This is a genomic window from Micromonospora violae (assembly GCF_004217135.1).
Taxonomy (GTDB): domain Bacteria; phylum Actinomycetota; class Actinomycetes; order Mycobacteriales; family Micromonosporaceae; genus Micromonospora; species Micromonospora violae.
On sequence record NZ_SHKK01000001.1, the window covers coordinates 5,396,769 to 5,418,080 of the forward strand.

Sequence of the window (21,312 nt, forward strand, 5' to 3'; positions counted from 1 at the left end):
CGGGAGCAGGATTCGGCCCAGCCTAAAAGGCTCGACCGCTGTCCTGGGTGCCCGGTTCACTTCCCGCCCATGGGAGCCAGAGACACCATCCGTACCGCCGTGGCGAACGTCGTACCGCCGGCCGGGTTGACCCGCGCGCTGGCCGTGCAGGCCATGGTCTACGCCGTCGGCAGCGGCCTGTTCCACGCCGGCAGCGCCGTCTTCTTCACCCGGGCGCTGGGGCTCAGCGCCGCCCAGGTCGGGCTGGGCCTGTCCATCGCGGCGGGGGTGTCACTGCTGGGCACGGTGCCGCTGGGCGGGCTCACCGACCGGTACGGGCCGCAGCGCGTCTGGGCGATCGGGCTGACGCTCAACGCGCTGCTCTTCGCGACGTACCCGTTCGTGGGGGGCTTCGTCGGTTTCCTCGCCGTGGTGGTGGCGCTGGGGGCGGCGGACACGGCGACCGGCGTGGCCCGCCAGGTCTACTCGATCAACGCGCTCGCCCCGGCCGAACGGGTCACGGCGATGGCCTACCAGCGGTCGTCGTTGAACGTCGGCTTCGGGTTGGGCGCGGTGATCAGCGGTCTGGTGCTGGCGGTGGACACGATCGGGGCGTACCACGCAATGGTCTGGTTCATCGCGACGGTGAGCCTGGTGACGGCGCTGTTCGTGCGGCGACTGCCCCGACTGCCGCAGGTGAGCCGGCCGACCGAGCCGATGAATCGGCTCGCGGTGCTGCGAGACCGCCCGTTCATGGCGGTGTCCCTGCTGTCCGGGCTGCTCACCGCGCACGGGGTCCTCTACCTGACGGTCCTGCCGCTCTGGATCCTCACCCACACCGACGCCCCGAAGACGGTGATCGCCGCCCTGGTGCTGCTCAACACGATCCTGATCGTGCTGCTCCAGGTACGCGTCAGCCGGGGCGCCGACACCGCCGCGGGCGCCGCGCGGGCCTCCCGCCGCGGTGGCCTGCTGATCGCCCTGTCCTGCCTGGTTCTGCCGATCTCCGGGATCACCCGGGGGGCGCTCACCGTCGTGGTGCTGGTGGCCGCCGCGACACTGCTGATCCTCGCCGAGTTGATCCAGTCGGCGGGCGCCTGGGGGCTCACCGCCACCCTTCCGCCGGACGACCAGCGCGGCGCGTACGTCGGTGCGCTGCGGCTCGGCGAGCAGGTGCAGTACCTGATCGCCCCCGCCGGGTTGACCGCGCTCGGGGTGAGCACCGGCGGCTGGGGTTGGTTACCGACGGCAGCGATCTTCGTGCTGGTCGCAGCGGCGATCGTGCCCGCCGTGGCCTGGGCCGAACGGACGCCGAGGCTGGGTTCCCAGGCCCCGGAGCCGACGATGATGTCGGTCCCATAGTCCGGACCAGCCTTCCCACGCCCCTTTCCATCACGTAGGGTGACCTGGTCATGTGGCAGGCGCTTCTCCTCCTTAGCCGCCGCGACGAGGCCTGACCGGCCGGCACCTCGTCGCGGAGTCGCATCGCGCCGTCCAGCACATCTGAGTTTCCCCTCGGCACCGCCGCGCACCGTCGCCCGGCAATCCGCCGACACCTTCCGATCTGCTGACGCCACATGTTCCAGGGAGCACTCTGAGATGGCTCAACCTGTCACCGACGCTGAGACCGATCCGATCGCCCGGCAACGCCCGAGCCGGATGCCGTACCACCGCTACCAGCCGTACCAGGAGCAGTTCCGGGTGGACCTGCCGGACCGCACCTGGCCCACCCGCACTGTCGAGGCCGCCCCCCGCTGGTGCGCGGTGGATCTCCGCGACGGCAACCAGGCACTGATCGACCCGATGTCGCCGGAGCGCAAGCGCCGGATGTTCCAGCTGCTGGTGCAGATGGGCTACAAGGAGATCGAGGTCGGCTTTCCGTCGGCCAGCCAGACCGACTTCGACTTCGTCCGGCAGCTCATCGAACAGGACATGATCCCGGACGACGTCACCATCCAGGTGCTGACGCAGTGCCGGGAGCACCTGATCGACCGGACGTTCGAGTCGCTGCGCGGCGCGAAGCGGGCCATCGTGCACTTCTACAACTCGACCTCCACGCTCCAGCGGCGGGTGGTCTTCGGCCTGGACAAGGACGGCATCGCCGACATCGCCACCACGGGCGCGCGGCTCTGCCAGAAGTACGCGGAGATCCACACCCCGGACACCGAGATCTTCTACGAGTACTCGCCGGAGTCGTACACGGGCACCGAGCTGGAGTACGCGCTGGAGGTCTGCTCCCGGGTGATCGACGTGATCGACCCGACCCCCGACCGGCCGCTGATCATCAACCTGCCGGCCACCGTCGAGATGGCCACCCCCAACGTGTACGCCGACTCGATCGAGTGGATGCACCGGCACCTGCCCCGTCGGGACAGCGTGGTGCTGAGCCTGCACCCGCACAACGACCGGGGCACCGGCGTGGCCGCCGCCGAGCTGGGCCTGCTCGCCGGCGCGGACCGCATCGAGGGCTGCCTGTTCGGCAACGGTGAGCGCACCGGCAACGTCGACCTGGTGACCCTGGGGCTCAACATCTTCTCCCAGGGCATCGACCCGATGATCGACTTCTCGAACATCGACGAGATCCGGCGGGCGGTCGAATACTGCAACCAGCTGCCGGTGCACGAGCGCCACCCGTACGCGGGTGACCTGGTCTACACCGCCTTCTCCGGCTCCCACCAGGACGCCATCAAGAAGGGCTTCGACGCCCTCGCCGCCGACGCGAAGGCCGCCGGCGTGCCGGTGGACGAGCACACCTGGGCGGTGCCGTACCTGCCGATCGACCCGAAGGACCTGGGCCGCACCTACGAGGCGGTCATCCGGGTCAACTCGCAGTCCGGCAAGGGCGGCGTCGCGTACATCATGAAGAGCGAGCACCAACTGGACCTGCCTCGCCGGCTCCAGATCGAGTTCTCCGGGGTGGTGCAGCAGGTCACCGATCACGACGGCGGCGAGGTCGACCCGACCGCCATGTGGGAGATCTTCGCTACCCACTACCTGCTCGACCACCAGCCCGACCCGACGGTCCAGCTGGCCGGCTACACGATCGGCACGGCGGACGGCAAGGTCGAGATCGAGGCCCAGGTCGGTGTGGGCGGCGAGCAGCGGTCGCTCGCGGCGGTCGGCAACGGCCCGATCGACGCGTACGTCAACGCGCTCCAGTCGGTCGGGGTGGGCGTACGGGTGCTCGACTACCACGAGCACGCGCTCTCCTCCGGTGGTGACGCGCAGGCCGCCGCTTACGTGGAGTGCGAGGTGGACGGCAGGACGGTCTGGGGTGTCGGCACCGACGCCAACATCGTCACCGCGTCGATCAAGGCGGTCACCAGCGCCGTCAACCGCGCCCGCCGCTGATCCCAGGCGTCGCGTCTCCGAGGTGGTTCGCTACCTCGGGGGCGTGGCGGCGGGCAGCGAGTGGCAGGGCTGAGACGGCGGGGCTTCCCGGGGCGGTCGGTGGACCAGCACGAGGGCCAGCAGCGCGCCGACCACGAGCAACCCGGCGCACCACTCCATCGCGCCTCGGAACGCGTCAGTCAGCTCGGTCTTCTGCGCGTACCCGCCGCCGGACAGCCCGACCAGCAGCGGCAGCGCGGCCACCGCGAGCAGGCCGCCGGCCCGCGAGGCGGCGTTGTTGAAGCCGCTGGCCACCCCGGAGAACCGGTCCTGGACGGCGGCCAGCACCGACGCGGTCAGCGGTGCCACCACCAGGGTCAGCCCGATGCCGAAGAGCAGCACCCCGGGCAGCACGTCCCGCCAGTACGACGCGCCCGGTCCGACGCCGCGCAGCAGCAGCAGACCGACGGCGGCGACCACCGGTCCGATGGTGAGCGGCAGCCGTGGGCCGATCCGTGCCGACAGCGCGCCGGCCCGAGCCGATCCGACCAACAGCAGCAGGGTCATCGGCAGCAACGCGATGCCGGTGCGGAAGGCCGACCACTCGACCACGTTCTGCAGGTAGACGGCGAAGAAGAAGGTGAAACCGCCGAGCGCCGCGTAGACGACCACGGTGAACAGGTTCAGCACCGAGAAGAGGCGGCTGCTGAACAGCCCGGTGGGCAGCATCGCGGTGTCGCCGCGCCGCCGCTCCAGCAGCACGAAGGCCACCGCGGAGAGCACCCCGATCGCTGCCGCGATCAGCACCTCGGCGGAGTCGAACCCGCGTGCCGGCGCGTCGATCAGCGCGTAGGTGACACCGGCGAGCGCGAGCGCCCCGAGCAGGGCCCCGGCGACGTCGAACCGGCGTCGGGCCCGACCCCGTCCCCGGGTCCGGGAGGCGCTCTCGTCCCGACTCTCCGGCACCCAGCGACCGGCGGCCAGCACCACCAGCACGGCGATCGGCAGGTTGAGGAAGAAGATCCAGCGCCAGGAGAGCGCGTCGATCAGCCAACCCCCGATGAACGGACCCAGCGCGGTGGACACTCCGGACAGCCCGGCCCAGGCGCCGATCGCGCGGCCCCGGTCGTCCGGGTGGAAGCTGGCCTGAAGCACCGAGAGCGAGCCGGGTGTGAGCAGCGCACCGCCGGCACCCTGGAGGAACCGGGCCCCGATCAGCCAACCGGTGCCCTGGGCCAGCCCGCACAGCACGGAGGCGGCGGTGAACCAGACCACGCCGATGAGGAAGATGCGTCGCCGACCGAAGCGGTCCCCGAGGGCACCGCCGAGCAGCACGAACGCCGCCAGCATCAGCAGGTAGCCGTTGATGGTCCACTGGAGATCGGCCACGTTCGCGCCGAGGTCCTGCCCGAGCTTCGGCAGCGCCACGTTGACGACAGTGCTGTCGAGGAAGACCATGCCAGAGGCGAGTACGGCGGCGAGCAGCGTGCCCCGGCCGGCGGTGGTGCCCATTCGGAGGGCGGACGCCGGTACGGGTGCGGTCATCCCACCAATCTGCCTTGCGTGATGTGGGAGACGCCACGAAACGCCAAAACCGTTCCCGGGTACTGTGCGCAATCGCCGGGAGCCCCCAAGCTGGAGAGGTGTCGTCTGTGCGTACCAGATCAGGACCGCGAGCGGCGGTGGCCGTGCTCGCGGCGGCGCTGGCGCTCGGCGTGGCCGGTTGTGTCCCGCCGGATGAGCCGACCGCGTCGCCGCCGACGAGCGACGGCGGCAACGCCGTGGAGCAGCTGAGCCAGCTCACCGTCGCCACGGCCGGCTCGATGAAGGGCTACAGCCGAGATCGTTTCCCACACTGGCGGAACACCGGCAAGAACTGCGATATCCGGGACACCATCCTCCAGCGCGACGGCGAGGACGTGAAGCTCTCCGGCTGCAACGTGGTCGGTGGGCGCTGGGAGAGCGTGTACGACGGTCGCAGCTTCTCGGATCCCTCCGACGTGGACATCGACCACATGGTGCCGTTGGCCAACGCGTGGCGCTCGGGTGCCGACGAGTGGGACAACACGAAGCGCGGCGATTTCGCCAACGACACCACCCGTCCGCAGCTGTTCGCGGTTTCCGCCTCCTCCAACCGGGCAAAGGGTGACCAGGACCCGTCCCAGTGGAAGCCGGCAAATCGATCGTACTGGTGCAAATACGCCCAGGACTGGGTGGCGGTCAAGCACTACTGGCGGCTCACGGTGACCAGCGCCGAGAAGGCCGCCCTGACCGACATGTTGGAGGGCTGTTGAATGGGGAGCGACTCGTGACCGCCGCCGCCGGGGAGAGCGGCCCGTCCGCCGCCGGCATGACCGCGGACGGCACCGCCGAGACCCCCGCCGCCGTGCCGGGCGCCGGCATGGTCGCGGACTCGGGCGGCGCGGCCGGCCCGCAGAGCCGCACCACCGACATCGTGCCCGGCCCCGGCGGCGTGATGACCGACGAGGTCGGCGTCGTCACCGGTGACCTGACGCTGCGCACCGAGTACGCGGACGGCAAGGTCACCGTGCGGGTGCAGTACAAGGACGCGGACGAGTGGTACGCGGTGACCGGCACCTCGGTCACCCTGGCCGATCCGGCCGGGCTGGACGCGGTGCACGGCGTCGCGGTCGGTCTGCTGAACCGTCCCGAGGGCTGACGCCGGCACCGCGTCCAGTCTCAGACGTACGAGCCGGGCTCGGTGGGCGCGGAGACCACGCCCGGTGCGTCCCCTTCGCCTTCCGGGCGGACGATCTGCGCGGCGACCCCGTGCGGGCGCAGTTCGCCGCTGGCGATCTGCTCGGCGAAGTGGCAGGCCACCCGGGTGGTGCCGATCTCCCGCAGCACCGGCCGTTCGTCGGCGCAGCGGGTGGGCTGCGCCCACGGGCAGCGCGTGTGGAAGCGGCAGCCGGACGGCGGGTTGGCCGGCGACGGCAGGTCACCAGCGAGCAGGATCCGCTCCCGGCGGTCCTCCACATCCGGGTCCGGCACCGGCACCGCCGACATCAGCGCCCGCGTGTACGGGTGCAGCGGCTCGGTGTAGAGCCGGTCGCTCGGCGCCTCCTCGACCAGCGCCCCCAGGTACATGACGCCGACCGTGTCGGAGATGTGCCGGACCACCGCGAGGTCGTGCGCGATCACCAGGTAGGTCAGCCCCAGGCTGTCCTGGAGTTCGTCCAGCAGGTTGACCACCTGGGCCTGGATCGAGACGTCGAGGGCCGAGACCGGCTCGTCGGCGACGATCAGCTCCGGCCCGAGCACCAGCGCGCGGGCGATGCCGATGCGCTGCCGCTGCCCACCGGAGAACTCGTGCGGGTACCGGGACAGCGCCCAGCGCGGCAGCCCGACCGCGTCCAGGGTCTCACCGATGATCCGTCGACGGTCGGTGCGGTCGGTGCCGATCCCGTGGGTCTGGAGGCCCTCGGTCAGGATCGACTCGACGTTCTGCCGGGGGTCGAGGCTGGACATCGGATCCTGGAAGATCATCTGCATCCGGCGACGCATGCTGCGCAGCTTGCCGGCCGGCAGCGTCGTCAGCTCGACGCCGTCGAAGTTGACCTCGCCAGCGGTCGGCGGGGTGAGCTGGAGCAGCGCCCGGCCCAACGTGGACTTGCCGCAGCCGGACTCACCCACCAGGCCGTACGTCTTGCCCCGCGCGATCTTCAGGTCGACCCCGTCGACGGCCTTCACCTGGCCGACCACCCGATCGAAGAGCACCCCCCGCTTGATCGGGAAGTGCACCTTCAGGTCACGCACCTCGACGAGGATGTCGTTCTCACTCACGCTGTTTCCTCCTCGCGCGGGGCGGGCACCAGGCCGGGCACCGGCTCCGGGTTGACGCACCGGTAGCTCCGTCCGTCGTGCGCGTGCACCAGCTCCGGCGGCTCACCCACACACTCGTCCGTACGTCGGGCGCACCGCGGCGCGAAGGCGCAACCGTCCGGCCAGGGCAATAGGTCGCGGACCGAACCGGGAATCGGGTTGAGCTTCTCGCCCCGCCCGGCGTCCAGGCGCGGCACCGAACCGAGCAGACCCACGGTGTACGGGTGACGCGGCTGCCGGAACAGCGGACGACGGCGGGCCGTCTCCACCACCCGGCCGCCGTAGAGCACGTTGACGGTGTCGCACATGCCGGCCACCACACCCAGATCGTGCGTGATCATCAGCAGCGCGGTGCCGGAGTCCCGGACCAGCTCCTTGAGCAGTTCCAGGATCTGGGCCTGGATGGTGACGTCCAGCGCGGTGGTCGGCTCGTCGGCGATCAGCAGCCGAGGCTGGCAGGCCACCGCCATCGCGATCAGCGCCCGCTGACGCATCCCACCGGAGAGCTGGTGCGGGTACTCCTTCAGCCGCCGCTTCGGGTCGGGGATGCCGACCCGGTCCAGCAGCGCCGCCGCCTCCTTCGCCGCGGCCTCACCCTTCATCCCCCGGTGCCGGGTGAGCACCTCGGTCACCTGCAACCCGATCGGGATCACCGGGTTCAGCGAGGACAACGGGTCCTGGAAGATCATCGCGATGTCCCGGCCCCGGATGTCCCGCCGCGACCGGTCGTCGAGCTGAAGCAGGTCGGTGCCGTCGAAGACGGCCTTACCGCCGACCCGCAGGCCAGGCTGCTTGGGCAACAGACCCATGATCGCGAGCGAGGTGACGCTCTTGCCGCAGCCGGACTCGCCGACCAGGCCGACCACCTCACCCGCGTCCACCGAGAAGGACACCCCGTCGACCGCGTGCACGGCCCGCTGGCCGCGCCGCGCGAACGTGACGGAGAGATCTTCAACTTCGAGCAGTGCCATTACCGACCTTCCGTTCGCGACTGCGGGGCTCGCAAGCTCACTCCTCGCGCTTCACGCATCGGGGCCTACTTCCGCAGCTTCGGGTCGAGGGCCTCACGCATCGCCTCACCGAGCAGGGTGAACCCGAGCGCGGTGATGATGATCGCGACAGCCGGGTAGATCGCCAGCGACGGCCGGATGCCGAGGTACTGCTGCGCGTCGGCGAGCATGACCCCCCACTCCGGTACGGCCGTGTCCGGGTTACCGAGGCCGAGGAAGGAGAGCGCCGCAGCCTCGATGATCGCGGTGGCCAGGGTCAGCGTGGCCTGCACGATCACCGGGGCGAGCGAGTTCGGCACCACGTGGGTCAGCGCGATCTTCGACTTCTTCACGCCGAGCGAGGTCGCCGCCAGCACGTAGTCGCTGTTGGCCTGGGAGATCATCGAGCCGCGCAGCAGCCGGGCGAACACCGGCACCGACACCACGCCGACCGCGATCATCACCGTGGTCAGGCTGGCCCCGAGCAGGGCGGCGATGCTCACCGCCAGCAGCAGGCTCGGCATCGCCAGCAGCATGTCGATGAAGCGCATCAGGGTGGTGTCGATCCACCGTCCCCACCGGCCACCGAGGCCGGCCGCGGCACCGGAGACACCACCGATCAGCGCGCCGATGGCCAGACCGATCAGGGTGGAGACCACACCGACCAGCAGGGTCTGGCGGGCCCCCACGATCATCCGGCTGAACTCGTCACGGCCCTGGTGGTCGTAACCGAACCAGTGATCGCCGTCGGGCCCGGGGATGACACCCGGCTTGATCAGCCCTTCCCGGATGCCGATCGTGTCCGTCGGCGCGTACGGCACGAGAAACGGGCCGACGATCGCGACCAGCAAGAAGATCGCCAGGATGATCGCGCCGACGATCGCGGCCGGATTACCGCGCAGCCGGCGGAACGCCTCCTGCCAGAGGCTGACGCCCCGCTCGTCGTCACGGGCGGCCAACTCGGAGAGCCGGTCGATCTTTTCGCGCTTCTTGCCCGGGCTGAGTGTCATCGCACCCTCACCCTCGGGTCGATGAAGCTGTAGGAGAGGTCGACCAGCAGGTTCACCAGCACGTACACCACCGCGATGATCAGGATGAAGCCCATCAGCACCGGATAGTCGCGTTGGCCGATGGCCTCGGCGACGAACGCTCCGATGCCGCTGAAGGCGAAGACGGTCTCGGTCAGCACCGCGCCGGAGAGCAGGCCGCCGGCGAGCAGACCGATCGAGGTGGCCACCGGCAGCATCGCGTTGCGCAGGACGTGCCGGCGACGAACCGTCTGCTCGGTCAGGCCCTTCGCCTCGGCGGTGCGGACGAAGTCCTCGTTCAGCACCTCCAGCACGCTCGCCCGGGTGATCCGGACGATGATCGCCAGCGGGATGCTGGCCAGCGCGATGCTGGGCAGCACCAGATGCCAGAGGGCGTCGGCGGCGGCGTCCCACTCGCGGGTCATCAACCCGTCGAGGACGAAGAAGTTGGTCACCCGGGTCGCCCCGAGCGTCGGGTCCTGCCGACCGCTGGACGGGAACCAGTGCAGGTTCTCCGAGAAGATCGCTTTGAGCACGTAGCCCAGGAAGAAGACCGGGATGCAGATGCCGATCAGCGAGCCGCCCACGGACGCGTGGTCCAGGAAGCGGCCGCGACGACGGGCGGCCAGGTAGCCGAGCGGGATGCCGACGCCGATCGCGATGATCATCGCGGTGATGGTCAGCTCGACGGTGCCGGGGAAGCGCTCGATGAACTCCGTGGTGACCGCCCGCTTCGTGGAGGTCGACGTGCCCAGGTCGAGCTTGATCATCCGCCGTACGAAACGGCCGTACTGCACCAGGATGGGCTCGTCGAGCCCCATGTTGTGACGGATGGCGGCACGCATCTCGGGCGTGCCGCGCTCGCCGAGGATGGCGGTCTCGGGGCCGCCGGGGAGCCGGCGGAGCCAGATGAAGAGCAGGAGGGAGAGCCCGAACAGCGTGGGTATCAGCTGAAGCAGGCGCCTGACGATGAACCGGAACACGGCGGCCTCGAAGGGGTGCGGAGGGTTGCGGGCGGGCGCTGTGCGACAGCGCCCGCCCGCGTTCCTTGCTGCGTCAGATCAGGACTTACTTGAACTCGGCGGTGGAGAACCGCTCGTCGGTGAGCGGGCTCGCCTTGACGCCGGTCACGTCCTTGCCGAACACGATCGCCGGCGGCGAGTGCGAGATCGGCACACCGGGCAGGAAGTCCATCACGGACTTGTTCAGGGCCTTGTACTTCTCGGTCCGGGCCGCGATGTCGGCGGTGGTGTCCGCGTCCTTGAACTGGTCGAACAGGGCCTTGTTGTTGAAGCCCCACTCGTCCTTCGGCCGGTCGAAGAAGGTGCCGATGAAGTTGTAGGCGTCGCCGTAGTCACCGGTCCAGCCCAGGAAGTGGATGTCGTGCTTGCTACCCGAGGTGGTGGCGTTCAGGTAGTCCGGGCTCCACTTCAGCGGGATCGCCTCGACGGTGATGCCAACGGCCTTCAGGTCCGCCGAGAGCAGCTCGAAGATGTCCTTCGGGTTCGGCATGTACGGCCGGGTGACCTCGGTCGGGTAGTGGAACTTCAGCGTCAGGTTCGACGCACCGGCCTCGGCCAGCAGCGCCTTCGCCTTGGCCGGGTCGTAGGTGTACTTCGTGACGTCACCGTTCCAGCCCTCGACGGTGTCCGGCATGAAGTTGTCGGCGACCTTGGCGCCCGGCGGCAGCTTGGAGGTGACCAGCTGCTGACGGTTGAGCGCGTACGCGATGGCCTGCCGGACCCGGATGTCGGCGAGCTTCGGGTTGCCCTTCTGGTTGATCGCCAGGTAGAGCACGTTGAACGCCGGGCGGGTGAGCATGTTGAAGCCCTCGGCCTTCAGCGGCTCGACGTCCGCCGGGCCGACCAGGTCGTAGCCCTGGATGTCACCGGAGCGCAGCGCCTGCTTGCGGGCGTTCTCGTCCGAGATCGTCTTGAAGATGAGGGTCTTCAGCTTGGCCTTGGGGCCCGAGTAGTCCTCGTTGCGCTCCAGGGTCAGCGTCTTGTTCGCGACGTCCCAGGCCTTGAACTTGAACGGGCCGGTGCCGGTCGGGTGCTCCGTCGCGTACGCCGGGTACTTGATGTCCTCGGCGGTGCCCGCGACGTTGCTGGCGTCGAACTCCTGCAGCGCCTTCGGGCTGTGGATGGAGAACGAGGGGAGCATCAGCGCGGCCGGGATCTTGCTGGAGACCCGGGAGAACGCCAGGTCCACAGTGGTCGCGTCCTTGGCGGTGCATGACTTGAAGAGGCTCGGCGGCAGGTCCGCGTTCTCGTTGTTGGCGAAGCCGCCCATGACGTCCTGCCAGTACGCGGTCACGTCCGGGCTCTGCATGAGGCCCTTGGCGTTGTACCAGCGGTTGAAGTTGACGCAGACGGCCTCGGCGTTGAAGTCGGTGCCGTCGTGGAACTTCACGCCCGAGCGGAGCTTGAAGGTCCAGGTGGTGCCGGCGGCGTCCGGGGTCCAGGACTCGGCCAGGCCGGGGGTGACCTTCGTGCCACCCTCCTCCGGTCGGACCAGGGTCTCGAAGACCTGACGCGCCACGCGCAGCGACTCACCGTCGCTGGCGAAGCTCGGGTCGAGCACCTTCGGGTCTCCGGCGACGCCGAAGACGAGGGTGTCCTTCTTGCTACCACCGGATTTGTCGTCGCGGTTGCTTTCGGCGCAGCCTGCTACCGCGAGGGCCGCGACCGCGACGGCCGCGATCGCGACCTTCGGCCTGGGTGCACGCATGTGTGCTTCACCTCGTCCTTGGGGGTACGGACAACGTGGTGACAGGGGTCACCGATGGCGGTGACCATAGCTCTCGTTGCGTCCACCCGGAAACCGTCAGGTGGACGGTTGGTATCGGATCGTGCCTCAACCGCCGCTTGACATTCGATTCGTAGGTAAACAGCGTCGAAAACCGATCAATCTGCGTCCACGATGCCAAACTGTTACGTCGAACAGCCCCGATGAGGGCACAGGTGTCAGATCACTTCCGGGCCGGGACGCAGCGGTGGCCGGCACCCACAGGGGTGCCGACCACCGGACGCACATCAGGGGATCAGACCGCGCGACGCCCCTCGAAGGCCCGACCGAGGGTGATCTCGTCGGCGTACTCCAGGTCGCCACCGACCGGCAGCCCGCTGGCCAACCGGGTCACCGCGATGCCCATCGGCTTCACCATCAACGCCAGGTAGGTGGCGGTCGCCTCGCCCTCGGTGTTCGGATCCGTGGCCAGGATCAACTCCCGCACCCCACCGCCACCGAGTCGAACCATCAGCTCCCGGATGCGGAGATTGTCCGGACCGATCCCCTCCAACGGATTGATCGCGCCGCCCAGCACGTGGTAGCGACCGCGGAACTCACCCGTCCGCTCGATGGCCACCACGTCCTTGGGCTCCTCCACCACACACAGCACCTCGTCGGTGCGGCGCGGGTCGCGGCAGATCCGGCACTGCTCGGACTCGGCCACGTTGTAGCAGGTCGTGCAGAACCGCACCAGCTCCTTGACCTTGCGCAGCGCGCCGGCCAGCCGGTTGACGTCGGCCGGATCCGCCGAGAGGACGTAAAACGCGATCCGCTGAGCGCTCTTCGGGCCCACGCCCGGCAACCGACCCAGCTCGTCGATCAGATCCTGGATGGCACCTTCGTACATCTGCCGGCTCAGAAACCGGGCAGGCCGAGGCCGCCCATGCCGCCGGCGACCGGGCCCATCTTGCGCTCGGTCAGCTCCCGGGCCGCCTCGGCGGCATTGTGCACGGCCGCGACGACCAGATCCTCCATCGTCTCCACGTCCTCCGGGTCGACGGCCTTCGGGTCGATCTTGATGGCCTTCAGCTCACCGGCACCGGAGACGGTCGCGGTGACCAGCCCACCACCGGCGGTGCCGGTCAGCTCGGCCTCGGCCAGCTCGGCCTGGGCGGCGGCGATCTGCTGCTGCATCTTCTGCGCCTGCTTCAGCATCTGCTGCATGTTCGGCTGTCCACCTGGGCGCACGGGATGGCTCCTTCTCGCACTCGTCTGCTCGACCGCCGCTCAGCCTATCCGCTGGGACCGACCTTGCCCCGCCCGGTGCGTACGCCCACGCCGAGCCTCCCGGGTACGGCCCCCGCCCGCATCGATCATGGAGTTCTGGTGCCGGAATAGATCGGCAACGGGCGGTTTGTCACCCACCACAACTCCATGATCGACGGTGCGGGGGTCAGCGGGCGTCGATCTCGTTGATCTTCTCGGCGCCGAACGTCTCCCGGAGCAGCCGTACCGCCTGCTCCTCGCTCGACTCCCGCGCCGTCTTTTCGTCGATGACCTCGTCCAACGGCTCGTCGCCCGGGTCGAACCCCTCGTAGGCCGGAGCCGCCGGTGCCGCGCCGCCCGGCCGACCGCCGGCCCGCGCCGGGCCGTCGAAGTCCGGGTCGTAGGGCGGCTCGCCGGCCCACTCGGCGTCCGCGATGGGCCGGGCCGCCGCTCCGGTACGCGTACCGCGCCCCGCCGCCGCCGCGCGAGCCGCGGCGATGGCGCTGCTCACCGGGGCACCACCGGCTGTCGCCGGCTGCCGCGCCGCCGGTGTCGGGTTACCCCGCCCGCCCGGCTTGCCGCCACCGGCCGCCGCCCCGGAACCACCCGAACCGCCCGGTCCGCTGCCGTTCGCGCCGATCCCGTTCGTGGCGTCGCCGTTGGTGCCGATCCCGGTCGCGGGGCTGCCGGTCGACGCCGGCGCGGAGTGGGAGCCGCCAGGGCTCGACTCGTTCCCGGCCGACGCGCCGCCGGGTCGGGCGGCCTCCGGCCAGTCCTCGTCATCCGTCGCCGGGGCGGCCGGGGCACCACCGCCGGGGCGGGCCGCCTCCGGCCAGTCGTCCTCGTCGTCCGCAGCCGGGGCGGACGGCGTTGCGCCCTGCCGACCAGCACCGTGACCGCCGGAACCCGCGCCGACCCCGTCGCGCGACGCCGGGCCGGCGGCTCCGGTCGGGTCCGCCGCGCTCGCCGGCCCAGCGGAGGCGTTCGAGCCAGGCGCGGCGTTCGAGGTCGCGGCGTTCGAGGTCGGGGCGCTCGGGTTCGTGGCGTTCCAGCCGGCGGCGTTCCGGCCGGCGGCGTCCGAGTTCGCGGCGTTCGGGCCGGCGGCGTTCGGGCCGGCGGCGTTCGGGCCGGCGGCGTTCGGGCCGGCGGCGTTCGGGCCGGCGGCGTTCGAGGTCGCGGTGGGGGGCGGCGTGCTCGGCGGGCCGGCGGCGACGGGCGGGGGCGTGGCGTTCGTCGCGGCGGGCGGCACGGCGGGCCGGGCCGGTGCGGCGGGTTGCGCGCGCGGGGGGCCGGGCAGGGACGCGCCACCGCGCTCGCCGGCCACCTCGCACCGGATCTGCCAGCGCCCGCCCAACTCCTCGTAGAGCGCGTCGGTGAGCACCGCCGCGTGGTCGGCCATCATCTTGGCCAGCACGGTGGACTTCACCGTCAGCACCAGCATGTCGCCGTCGAGTTCGCGGACCACCGCGTCCCGCATCAGGGCCGCGATCCGCTTGTTGGTCCGGTTGACCTTGCCGACCACGTCGGGCCAGACGCGGCGGACCGCGACCGCGTCCAGCGCGGCGGCCGGCGCTCCCGGTCGGGGCGGCGCGGGCGTGGCCGGGTCGGGAAGCACCGCCGACGGTGGCACCACGCGACGCGGGGCCGCCCCGGCGGGCGAGACGGACGCCTGGTCAGCGGGGGCCGACCCGGTCGACGCGCTGGGGGACGCCGGGATCGGCGAGTCGTACGAGGCCGGTGCACCGGAGGTCGGAGCCTGCGAGGCAAGCGCCCCGGTGACCGGAGCGGCCGGGGCGGAAGCACCCGAGGCCGCGGCGCTTCGAGTCGGGGACGCTGCCGGGTCGACCGCCCACGGCGGTGCGGAGGTCGGGGCGTTCGCCGGGGTGGCGGCAGCCGGGACCGGGGTGGCTGGCTGTGGGCGTACCCCTGGGTTGGTGGCCGGCGCGGAGCCGGCGGCGGCCGACGGCGCGTCGGTGCCGCCGAGGGTGAGCCGACGTTCCATCCGCTCAAGGCGCTGGAGCAGGCCTCCGGCGGAGTCGTCCACGCCGGGCAGCAGCATCCGGGCGCAGATCAGCTCCAGCAGCAGGCGGGGGGCGGTGGTGCCACGCATCTCCACCAGGCCGTCGTGCACGATGTCGGCGCAGCGGGAGAGCGTGGCCGGACCGAGTTGCGAGGCCTGGGCGGCCATCCGCTCGATCTGGTCGGCAGGGCCGTCGATCAGACCCTTCGCGGCGGCGTCCGGCACCTGCTGGAGCACGATCAGGTCGCGCAGCCGCTCCAGCAGGTCGGCGGCGAACCGGCGGGGGTCGTGCCCGGCCTCGGCGACCCGGTCGACGGTGGCGTACGCGGCGGCACCGTCCCCGGCGGCCAACGCGTCGCACATCTCGTCGATCAACGCGGCGTCGGTGACCCCGAGCAGGGAGGCGGCCCGTGCGTAGCTGACGCCCTCCGGACCGGCCCCGGCGATGAGCTGGTCGAGCACGGAGAGGCTGTCCCGCATGCTGCCGCCACCGGCGCGGACCACCAGCGGGAAGACCGCCGGTTCGACGGCGACGCCCTCGGCCTGGGTGAGCTGCTCCAGGTACGGGCGGACCACCTTCGGCGGGATCAGCCGGAACGGGTAGTGGTGGGTGCGCGACCGGATCGTGCCGAGGACCTTCTCCGGCTCGGTGGTGGCGAAGATGAACTTGACGTACTCCGGGGGCTCCTCGACCAGCTTGAGCAGGGCGTTGAAGCCCTGGGTCGAGACCATGTGCGCCTCGTCGATGACGTAGATCTTGAAGCGGCTGCTGGCCGGCGCGAAGAAGGCGCGCTCGCGCAGCTCGCGGGCGTCGTCGACACCGCCGTGGCTGGCCGCGTCGATCTCGATCACGTCGATCGAGCCGGCACCGTCGACGGCCAGCGAGCGGCAGGAGTCACACTTGCCGCACGGCTCGGGAGTGGGGCCCTGCTCACAGTTGAGCGAGCGGGCCATGATCCGGGCGCTGGTGGTCTTGCCACAGCCGCGCGGGCCGGAGAAGAGGTAGGCGTGGTTGAGTCGTCCGCTGCGCAGCGCCTGCGACAACGGCTCGGTCACGTGCTCCTGACCGATGACCTCAGCGAAGGTACGCGGCCGGTACTTGCGGTAGAGCGCCAGCGTCACTCGTCCCGCCTCCTCTCGACCGAGCCATTCTGCGCCGGTCGGGCGCGGGTGACCACCCACCCCGCCGGGGCGCCTGGACCCGCGGGCTTGATCGACTCGGGTTCCTGGAAACCGCGGTGTCCGCGTGACCGGGACACCGCGACATCACGGATGCCGAGTGGATCAACCGGCCCACAGACAAAAAGGCCTCCCGTGCACCCGGCAGAGCTCGCTTATCCTTGCTGCCTTCCGGCCCTGGGGAGGTTCACGAGATACCGCCGCACGGGAGGTGACGCCCAGCCTACCCGACCGCCCGTCGATCTTCAGGGGGTGGTGGGGTGGCCCGGCCGAGCGGGGCCTGTATCCTGGCTCGCGGAGGATTCGCCTAGAGGCCTAGGGCGCACGCTTGGAAAGCGTGTTGGGTTAACACCCTCACGAGTTCGAATCTCGTATCCTCCGCCACTGCCCGCACCGGGCAAGACGTCGTAGGGCCCCCTCGTTCGCGAGGGGGCCCTACAGCTTTTCCGAGCCCGGCCCGGCCGCGTGGAGCGCGGCACGACAGGCACGCAGGAACTGGCCCAGCTCGTTGTCGTCACTGTCTGCGCTGCGCGAATCCCGTGCCCTCAGTTTCACACCGGGGAGGGGTGCGTGCCTCGCACCGGCTAGGGACTTCCCTCCCTGGCGCCCCGGTTCCGGCGGTGTGAACCTCGGTGCAGTGGTTCTCCCGTGGCCACCGGGCCCGCGATTTCGCGGCCTGCCGATCACGATCACGGAGGTGCGCTATGAGAGCTGTCGGGTTCACCGAATTCGGAGGCCCGGAAGTGATGCGGGTGCTGGAGCTGCCAGAGCCGCACGCTGGTCCGGGACAGGTACGCATCAAGGTCGGGGCGGCGGACATCAACCCGTCCGACATCGCCTTCCGGTCCGGGGTCATCCGGAAGCTCATGCCCGGGGCGTTCCCGGCGTCCGACGCGTACGTCGTGGGGTGGGATGCCGCAGGCGTGATCGACGAGGTCGGCGAGGGCGTACGCCCGGAATTGACCGTCGGGACGCCCGCGCTCGCGCTCGTTGTCCCACGGTTGGCGCTCGGTGCGCAGGCGGAGTACCTGGTGGCCCCGGCGGAGTCGGTGGTACGGGCGCCGCAGGGCATCGAGCTGGCGGCTGCGTCCACCCTGCTGATGAACGGGGTGTCCGCGTGGCACGCGGTGGAACTGCTGGAGGTCACGCCGGGCGCGACCGTCGCGGTGATCGGAGCCTCCGGAGCAGTCGGCGGGTACGCGGTGCAGTTGGCCAGGGCCGCAGGGCTGACCGTGATCGCGGATGCGGCCGAGCGGGATCGTGACCTCGTTGCCGCTCTGGGCGCGGACCACGTCGTGCCACGGGGAGACGGGTTCGTCGAGGCCGTTCTGCGCCTGCGGCCGAACGGCGTGGACGGGCTGATCGACACCGCGCAGTTCACCGGGGCCTCCGCCGCCGCGGTTCGAGACGGGGCAGTGATCGCCACCCTGCGTCCGGCGGTCAACGCCGCGACCGACCGTGGGGTGCGCTCCGGCGATGTGAACGTCATCAAGTACTCGGGCGACACCAGCGTCCTGAACACGCTGCGCGATCATGCGGAGTCCGGGGTTCTGACGCTGCGCGTCGCCGCCACCTTCGCCCCCGAAGAGGCCGCGCAGGCACATGCCTTCCTGGAGGCGGGAGGTGTGCGGGGCCGCCCCGTCATCGTCTTCTGACGACAGGTGAGGGGCCTTGCCGGCCATGGTGCCGACAAGGCCCCTCACCTGTGGTCGCGCGATCTCGGTGGCGTCAGCCCACCACCTGGACGTGCTCGGCGCCCTGCCCGGAGAACCACGCCTCCAGCTCGGCGCCGCCGAGGGACCGGGTCGCGCCCTCGTCGACGAGGACCGGGCCGACGACGGCGCCCTTCGCGCCCTCGAACTGGCAGCCGAACATCCTCGCGCCGGTCAGCACCGTTGGCATGCTCGTACCGCCGAGCGTGGACCAACGCAGGCTGGCCAACTCAAGATTGGCGCCGCGCAGGTCGGTCTTGTAGAGCTTGGCCGAATTGAGTATGGCGTGGCGGAGATCCGCCCCTTCCAGAACGGCGTCGTCGAGCTGCACCGCGAACAGCCGAGCCGAACGGAACAACGCCTTACCGGCCGAACAGCCGACCATTTCCGCCTTGGCCAGGTCGGCGAAGGAGAAATCCGCGCCCTGCAACTCGGCGTTGGTCAGGTTGGCGTCACCGAGGTTGGCCTCCTCGAATCGCACGCCGACCAGGTGGGAATTGGCGAGATAAGCGCCGGTCAGGTCGAGACGGCTGAGGTCCGCACCGCGAAAATCAAGAAAATCCCCGGACAGGTACGCCGTGGCCGAAGCGTCGGCGAACCACTCCTCCAGCGCTTCCCGCGCGTCCGGGCTGTCTGGCCAGCGGATCACATCGCCGCTGGTCCGCTTGTATTTACTCATTTGTCGAATACCACCTTGCCGTCCCACTCCGGTCGACCAGCGACGCGCGCCTTGAGATCGGCCAGCGCACTCGGCGACAGACTCCGGGTGTTGAGAAGGACGTTCTGTCCACCAGCGACCTCGTCGGCGAGTTTCTGCTCGAACTCCTCGCCATCGTAGCGGCCCTTCATGCCCTCGGGCATCGGCTCACCAGCCCGCCGCCCGGCCGGGAACAAATCATTGGGCGCCTTGACGTCCCAGTTCCCCCCGTTGGAATCGAAGAACTCGCCCTGATCCTTCTGGAATGCGGGATCAGTGTTGTCGATTTCGGCCCGCCGGATCGGCCCGGGGATCTTCCCGGCCGCCTCGGCCGCGAGCCCGACCTCGGCCTCGATCCGGGACTTCGGGCTGATGTTGCCGTTGTGGGCCGGGTCGGCGGCGAGCTCCTCCAACCGCCGTTCGTACTCGGGGGTGCCGGGCTTGGGGCTCTGGTACCCGTCGTCCCCGCCGGGCGGGCGGCCCGGCGGGTCGCCGGAGTCGCCGCCCGGCCGACCGAGCTTGAGCTCCTCGGTGGCGAAGTCCTGCCCGGCGGTGACGGTTTCCGGCACCTCGCTGGAGCTGCGACGCCGCTGTCCCGGGATGTCGCTGTCGCCGTCACCCGGACGCGACGGCGTTCCGCTGTCACCGTTGCCACCGGGGGGCGTCTTGGGTTTCGCCATCGTCTGCGCCCTAGCCGTTCAGCAGCTTCGACAGGTTGGTGAGGCTGGCGATCAGTGCGCCGACGTAGGTGAGGATGCGTCCAGCCCACTTGACGACGGCCGCCACGATCGACGCGGCGATCGCCGGGATCGTGACGACGAAGATCGCCTCGACGGCCCACACGATCACGCGCGCCACCAGGTCGGCGATGAGGTCGCGGACGACATCGCGGGTGAACGCCACCAGGTTCCCGGCGGCCTGGGTCGCGGCGGCCATCGCCGCGGAGATGCCGCTCAACGCGTCGATCCCCGTGACGTTGTGCGCCATCAGCTCCTGGTACGCCGTGGCGGCCTGCCCCTGCCAGCCGGGCAGGTCCACCCCGAGGCTGGTCTTCAGGTCGGTGGCCATGCTCTCCAACTCGGCGGCCATGTTGTTCCAGGTCGACGCGTGTGAGGTCACCACGTCGGGCATCCCGGTGAGTTGGTCGAGGATCTCGCGCAGCGGCTCGAAGTACTCCATCGCCCAGCCCAGCCCGTTGGCGAGCAGGGCGCTGAAGGGGTCCAGCACCGTCGCGACGGCCTCGACGCCGAACGCCGCGCCCGCCAGGAGGTCATCGACCCAGCCCTCACTGTGGATGGCGTCGACCAGACCTTGGAAGCTGTCCGCGGCGGCCGCGCCGGTCCAGGGTTTGCGGGTCGACTGGACATCCGCGATCAGCGACGCGTCGGTCATAAGGTCGCATCCAGTTGGCTACCGACCTTGCGGATTGTGGTGTCGGAGTCCGCGTCGGCGTTGGCGTAGTTGTCCGCGGTGGTGCCCAACCCCTTCACGACCAGGGCCAGGTTCTCCTCGGCGTAGGCGATCAGCTCGTCCTGCCGAGTGTGCCGACCCTCCAGGATCCCGGAGATCCACCCGCACAGCAGCCCGTACGCCGCGTCGTCCTGGGTGATGTGCGCGCTGGCGTCCTTGACCGCGCCGAAGCGGGCGCGCAACGCCTCGATGTTGCGGGCGTGCTGGCGGATCTGTTCGGCGTCGACCTCGAACCCGGCGCTCACCGACTCACCACCGGCCGTGCTGCTCGTCCGGGCCACCGACGGTGGGCTCGGCGTCGCGCAGTTGCTGGCCCACACGCTCGGCGACCGCCCGCGCGGCGGACGAATCGCTGCCCAGGGTATCGCCGATGATCTCCTGAGCGCGGTCGGCCAGTTGCCGCTTTGCCGCCGCGATCGTGGTCATGATGGTCCGGGCGATGACATCGGGGGCGACGCGTTGCACCCGCTGGCCCAGGTGCAGGTCGACCAGCGCGCCGACGGAGTCGACAGTGACCTCGACCAGCCCGTTGCCGTCGGCGACCGTCACCCGCAGTTCCTGGATCCGCTCGCTCATCGCGTCGGTGGCGGTCGCCAACTGATCCAGGCGGCCCTTCCACTCGGCGAGCCGATCCATGGCACCGCCCGGGTCCAGCAGCCCCCCCGCGTGTGGAACCTCGGCCGTCATGTGTCCCCTCGGTCGCTCAAGGTGATCATGCTTAGCTGAGCGAGATTAACATGAGAGCGTCTGCGCAACTGTCCACCTGCGGGCCGAGGTCCTCCCGGCCGACGCGTCAGGCGCGGGCGCGGGCCCAGGCGAGGAAGCGTTCGGTCAGTTGGGCCGGGTCGATGTCGGTGAGCTGTTCGCTGGCCTCTGTTTGCAGCGTCGCCAGGTAGACGGTCAACGCGAGCCGGTCGTGCCGGTATTCGCCGAGCAGCCGCAGCTTCGCCACCGAGCAGGGCCAGGCGATGCCGCACGCGGCACAGCGCCAGGTGGGTCGGGTCGGCAGGTGGTTCCGGTAGCGGCGGCGGGGCACAGCGGACCTCCTTCGCGGTGGACGGGGGTCGCC

Annotated in this window: 20 protein-coding genes, 1 tRNA gene and 1 other RNA gene; 6 read left to right on the top strand and 16 right to left on the bottom strand. The window is 70.5% G+C overall.

The window, feature by feature from the left end:
- Window positions 1–69: 69 nt before the first annotated feature.
- On the top strand, window positions 70–1,341 hold the full coding sequence (locus EV382_RS24205) for an MFS transporter (protein ID WP_130405465.1): 1,272 nt from the start codon (window positions 70–72) through the stop codon (window positions 1,339–1,341).
- A 237-nt stretch (window positions 1,342–1,578) separates the two neighbouring features.
- A complete protein-coding gene (leuA, locus tag EV382_RS24210) occupies window positions 1,579–3,330 on the top strand; it encodes a 2-isopropylmalate synthase (RefSeq protein WP_130405467.1) in 1,752 nt (583 codons plus the stop codon).
- Between the two features lie 30 nt (window positions 3,331–3,360).
- Here leuA and EV382_RS24215 read toward each other — a convergent pair whose 3' ends face one another.
- Entirely contained in the window at window positions 3,361–4,854 is a 1,494-nt protein-coding gene (locus EV382_RS24215; RefSeq protein ID WP_130405469.1) for an MFS transporter, read from the bottom strand.
- Between the two features lie 107 nt (window positions 4,855–4,961).
- Between EV382_RS24215 and EV382_RS24220 the strand changes: the two genes are divergently transcribed.
- Together EV382_RS24220 and EV382_RS24225 are read left to right on the top strand one after the other, a co-directional pair.
- Entirely contained in the window at window positions 4,962–5,603 is a 642-nt protein-coding gene (locus tag EV382_RS24220) for an HNH endonuclease family protein (protein ID WP_130405471.1), read from the top strand.
- Window positions 5,597–5,989 (top strand): hypothetical protein, encoded by a 393-nt coding sequence (locus tag EV382_RS24225; protein ID WP_130409152.1) that lies wholly within the window; start codon window positions 5,597–5,599, stop codon window positions 5,987–5,989. Before EV382_RS24220 ends, EV382_RS24225 begins: the two co-directional genes overlap by 7 nt.
- A gap of 20 nt (window positions 5,990–6,009) precedes the next feature.
- Here the strand turns inward: EV382_RS24225 and EV382_RS24230 are convergent, their stop codons facing one another.
- The 9 genes from EV382_RS24230 to ffs form a co-directional block, all read right to left on the bottom strand.
- A complete protein-coding gene (locus EV382_RS24230) occupies window positions 6,010–7,113 on the bottom strand; it encodes an ABC transporter ATP-binding protein (protein ID WP_130405473.1) in 1,104 nt (367 codons plus the stop codon).
- Window positions 7,110–8,123, bottom strand: coding sequence for an ABC transporter ATP-binding protein (locus EV382_RS24235; RefSeq protein WP_130405475.1), 1,014 nt, complete (start codon window positions 8,121–8,123; stop codon window positions 7,110–7,112). The genes EV382_RS24230 and EV382_RS24235 overlap by 4 nt, the downstream gene beginning before the upstream one ends.
- Before the next feature lie 65 nt (window positions 8,124–8,188).
- The gene (locus EV382_RS24240; protein WP_130405477.1) at window positions 8,189–9,151 is read right to left on the bottom strand and encodes an ABC transporter permease; all 963 of its coding nucleotides are present in this window, start codon (window positions 9,149–9,151) and stop codon (window positions 8,189–8,191) included.
- Window positions 9,148–10,152: an ABC transporter permease gene (locus tag EV382_RS24245; RefSeq protein ID WP_130405479.1), complete on the bottom strand. Its 1,005-nt coding sequence runs from the start codon at window positions 10,150–10,152 to the stop codon at window positions 9,148–9,150. Before EV382_RS24245 ends, EV382_RS24240 begins: the two co-directional genes overlap by 4 nt.
- Window positions 10,153–10,237: 85 nt before the next feature.
- A complete protein-coding gene (locus EV382_RS24250) occupies window positions 10,238–11,899 on the bottom strand; it encodes an ABC transporter substrate-binding protein (RefSeq protein ID WP_130405481.1) in 1,662 nt (553 codons plus the stop codon).
- 313 nt (window positions 11,900–12,212) lie between these two features.
- On the bottom strand, window positions 12,213–12,806 hold the full coding sequence (gene recR / locus EV382_RS24255; RefSeq protein ID WP_130405483.1) for a recombination mediator RecR: 594 nt from the start codon (window positions 12,804–12,806) through the stop codon (window positions 12,213–12,215).
- An 8-nt stretch (window positions 12,807–12,814) separates the two neighbouring features.
- Window positions 12,815–13,123: a YbaB/EbfC family nucleoid-associated protein gene (locus EV382_RS24260; protein ID WP_244236990.1), complete on the bottom strand. Its 309-nt coding sequence runs from the start codon at window positions 13,121–13,123 to the stop codon at window positions 12,815–12,817.
- A gap of 229 nt (window positions 13,124–13,352) precedes the next feature.
- Window positions 13,353–16,307 (bottom strand): DNA polymerase III subunit gamma and tau, encoded by a 2,955-nt coding sequence (locus EV382_RS24265; protein ID WP_130405487.1) that lies wholly within the window; start codon window positions 16,305–16,307, stop codon window positions 13,353–13,355.
- A gap of 181 nt (window positions 16,308–16,488) precedes the next feature.
- Window positions 16,489–16,578: signal recognition particle sRNA small type (gene ffs / locus EV382_RS24270), an RNA gene on the bottom strand.
- Between the two features lie 82 nt (window positions 16,579–16,660).
- On the opposite strand from ffs, the gene EV382_RS24275 reads away from it, so the two are divergent.
- Window positions 16,661–16,748 (top strand) — tRNA-Ser (locus EV382_RS24275).
- A 320-nt stretch (window positions 16,749–17,068) separates the two neighbouring features.
- On the top strand, window positions 17,069–18,019 hold the full coding sequence (locus tag EV382_RS24280) for an NADP-dependent oxidoreductase (RefSeq protein ID WP_130405489.1): 951 nt from the start codon (window positions 17,069–17,071) through the stop codon (window positions 18,017–18,019).
- Window positions 18,020–18,092: 73 nt separating this feature from the next.
- Here the strand turns inward: EV382_RS24280 and EV382_RS24285 are convergent, their stop codons facing one another.
- The 6 genes from EV382_RS24285 to EV382_RS24310 form a co-directional block, all read right to left on the bottom strand.
- Window positions 18,093–18,755, bottom strand: a complete 663-nt coding sequence (locus tag EV382_RS24285) for a pentapeptide repeat-containing protein (protein ID WP_130405491.1) — start codon at window positions 18,753–18,755, stop codon at window positions 18,093–18,095.
- A complete protein-coding gene (locus EV382_RS24290; RefSeq protein ID WP_130405493.1) occupies window positions 18,752–19,453 on the bottom strand; it encodes a hypothetical protein in 702 nt (233 codons plus the stop codon). Before EV382_RS24290 ends, EV382_RS24285 begins: the two co-directional genes overlap by 4 nt.
- Window positions 19,454–19,463: 10 nt before the next feature.
- Complete coding sequence (locus EV382_RS24295) at window positions 19,464–20,165, bottom strand: WXG100 family type VII secretion target (RefSeq protein ID WP_130405495.1); 702 nt, start codon at window positions 20,163–20,165, stop codon at window positions 19,464–19,466.
- Complete coding sequence (locus EV382_RS24300) at window positions 20,162–20,488, bottom strand: hypothetical protein (protein ID WP_130405497.1); 327 nt, start codon at window positions 20,486–20,488, stop codon at window positions 20,162–20,164. Before EV382_RS24300 ends, EV382_RS24295 begins: the two co-directional genes overlap by 4 nt.
- 4 nt (window positions 20,489–20,492) lie before the next feature.
- A complete protein-coding gene (locus tag EV382_RS24305) occupies window positions 20,493–20,930 on the bottom strand; it encodes a YbaB/EbfC family nucleoid-associated protein (protein WP_130405499.1) in 438 nt (145 codons plus the stop codon).
- 106 nt (window positions 20,931–21,036) lie between these two features.
- Complete coding sequence (locus EV382_RS24310) at window positions 21,037–21,279, bottom strand: flavin reductase (protein ID WP_130405501.1); 243 nt, start codon at window positions 21,277–21,279, stop codon at window positions 21,037–21,039.
- Between the last annotated feature and the right edge of the window lie 33 nt (window positions 21,280–21,312).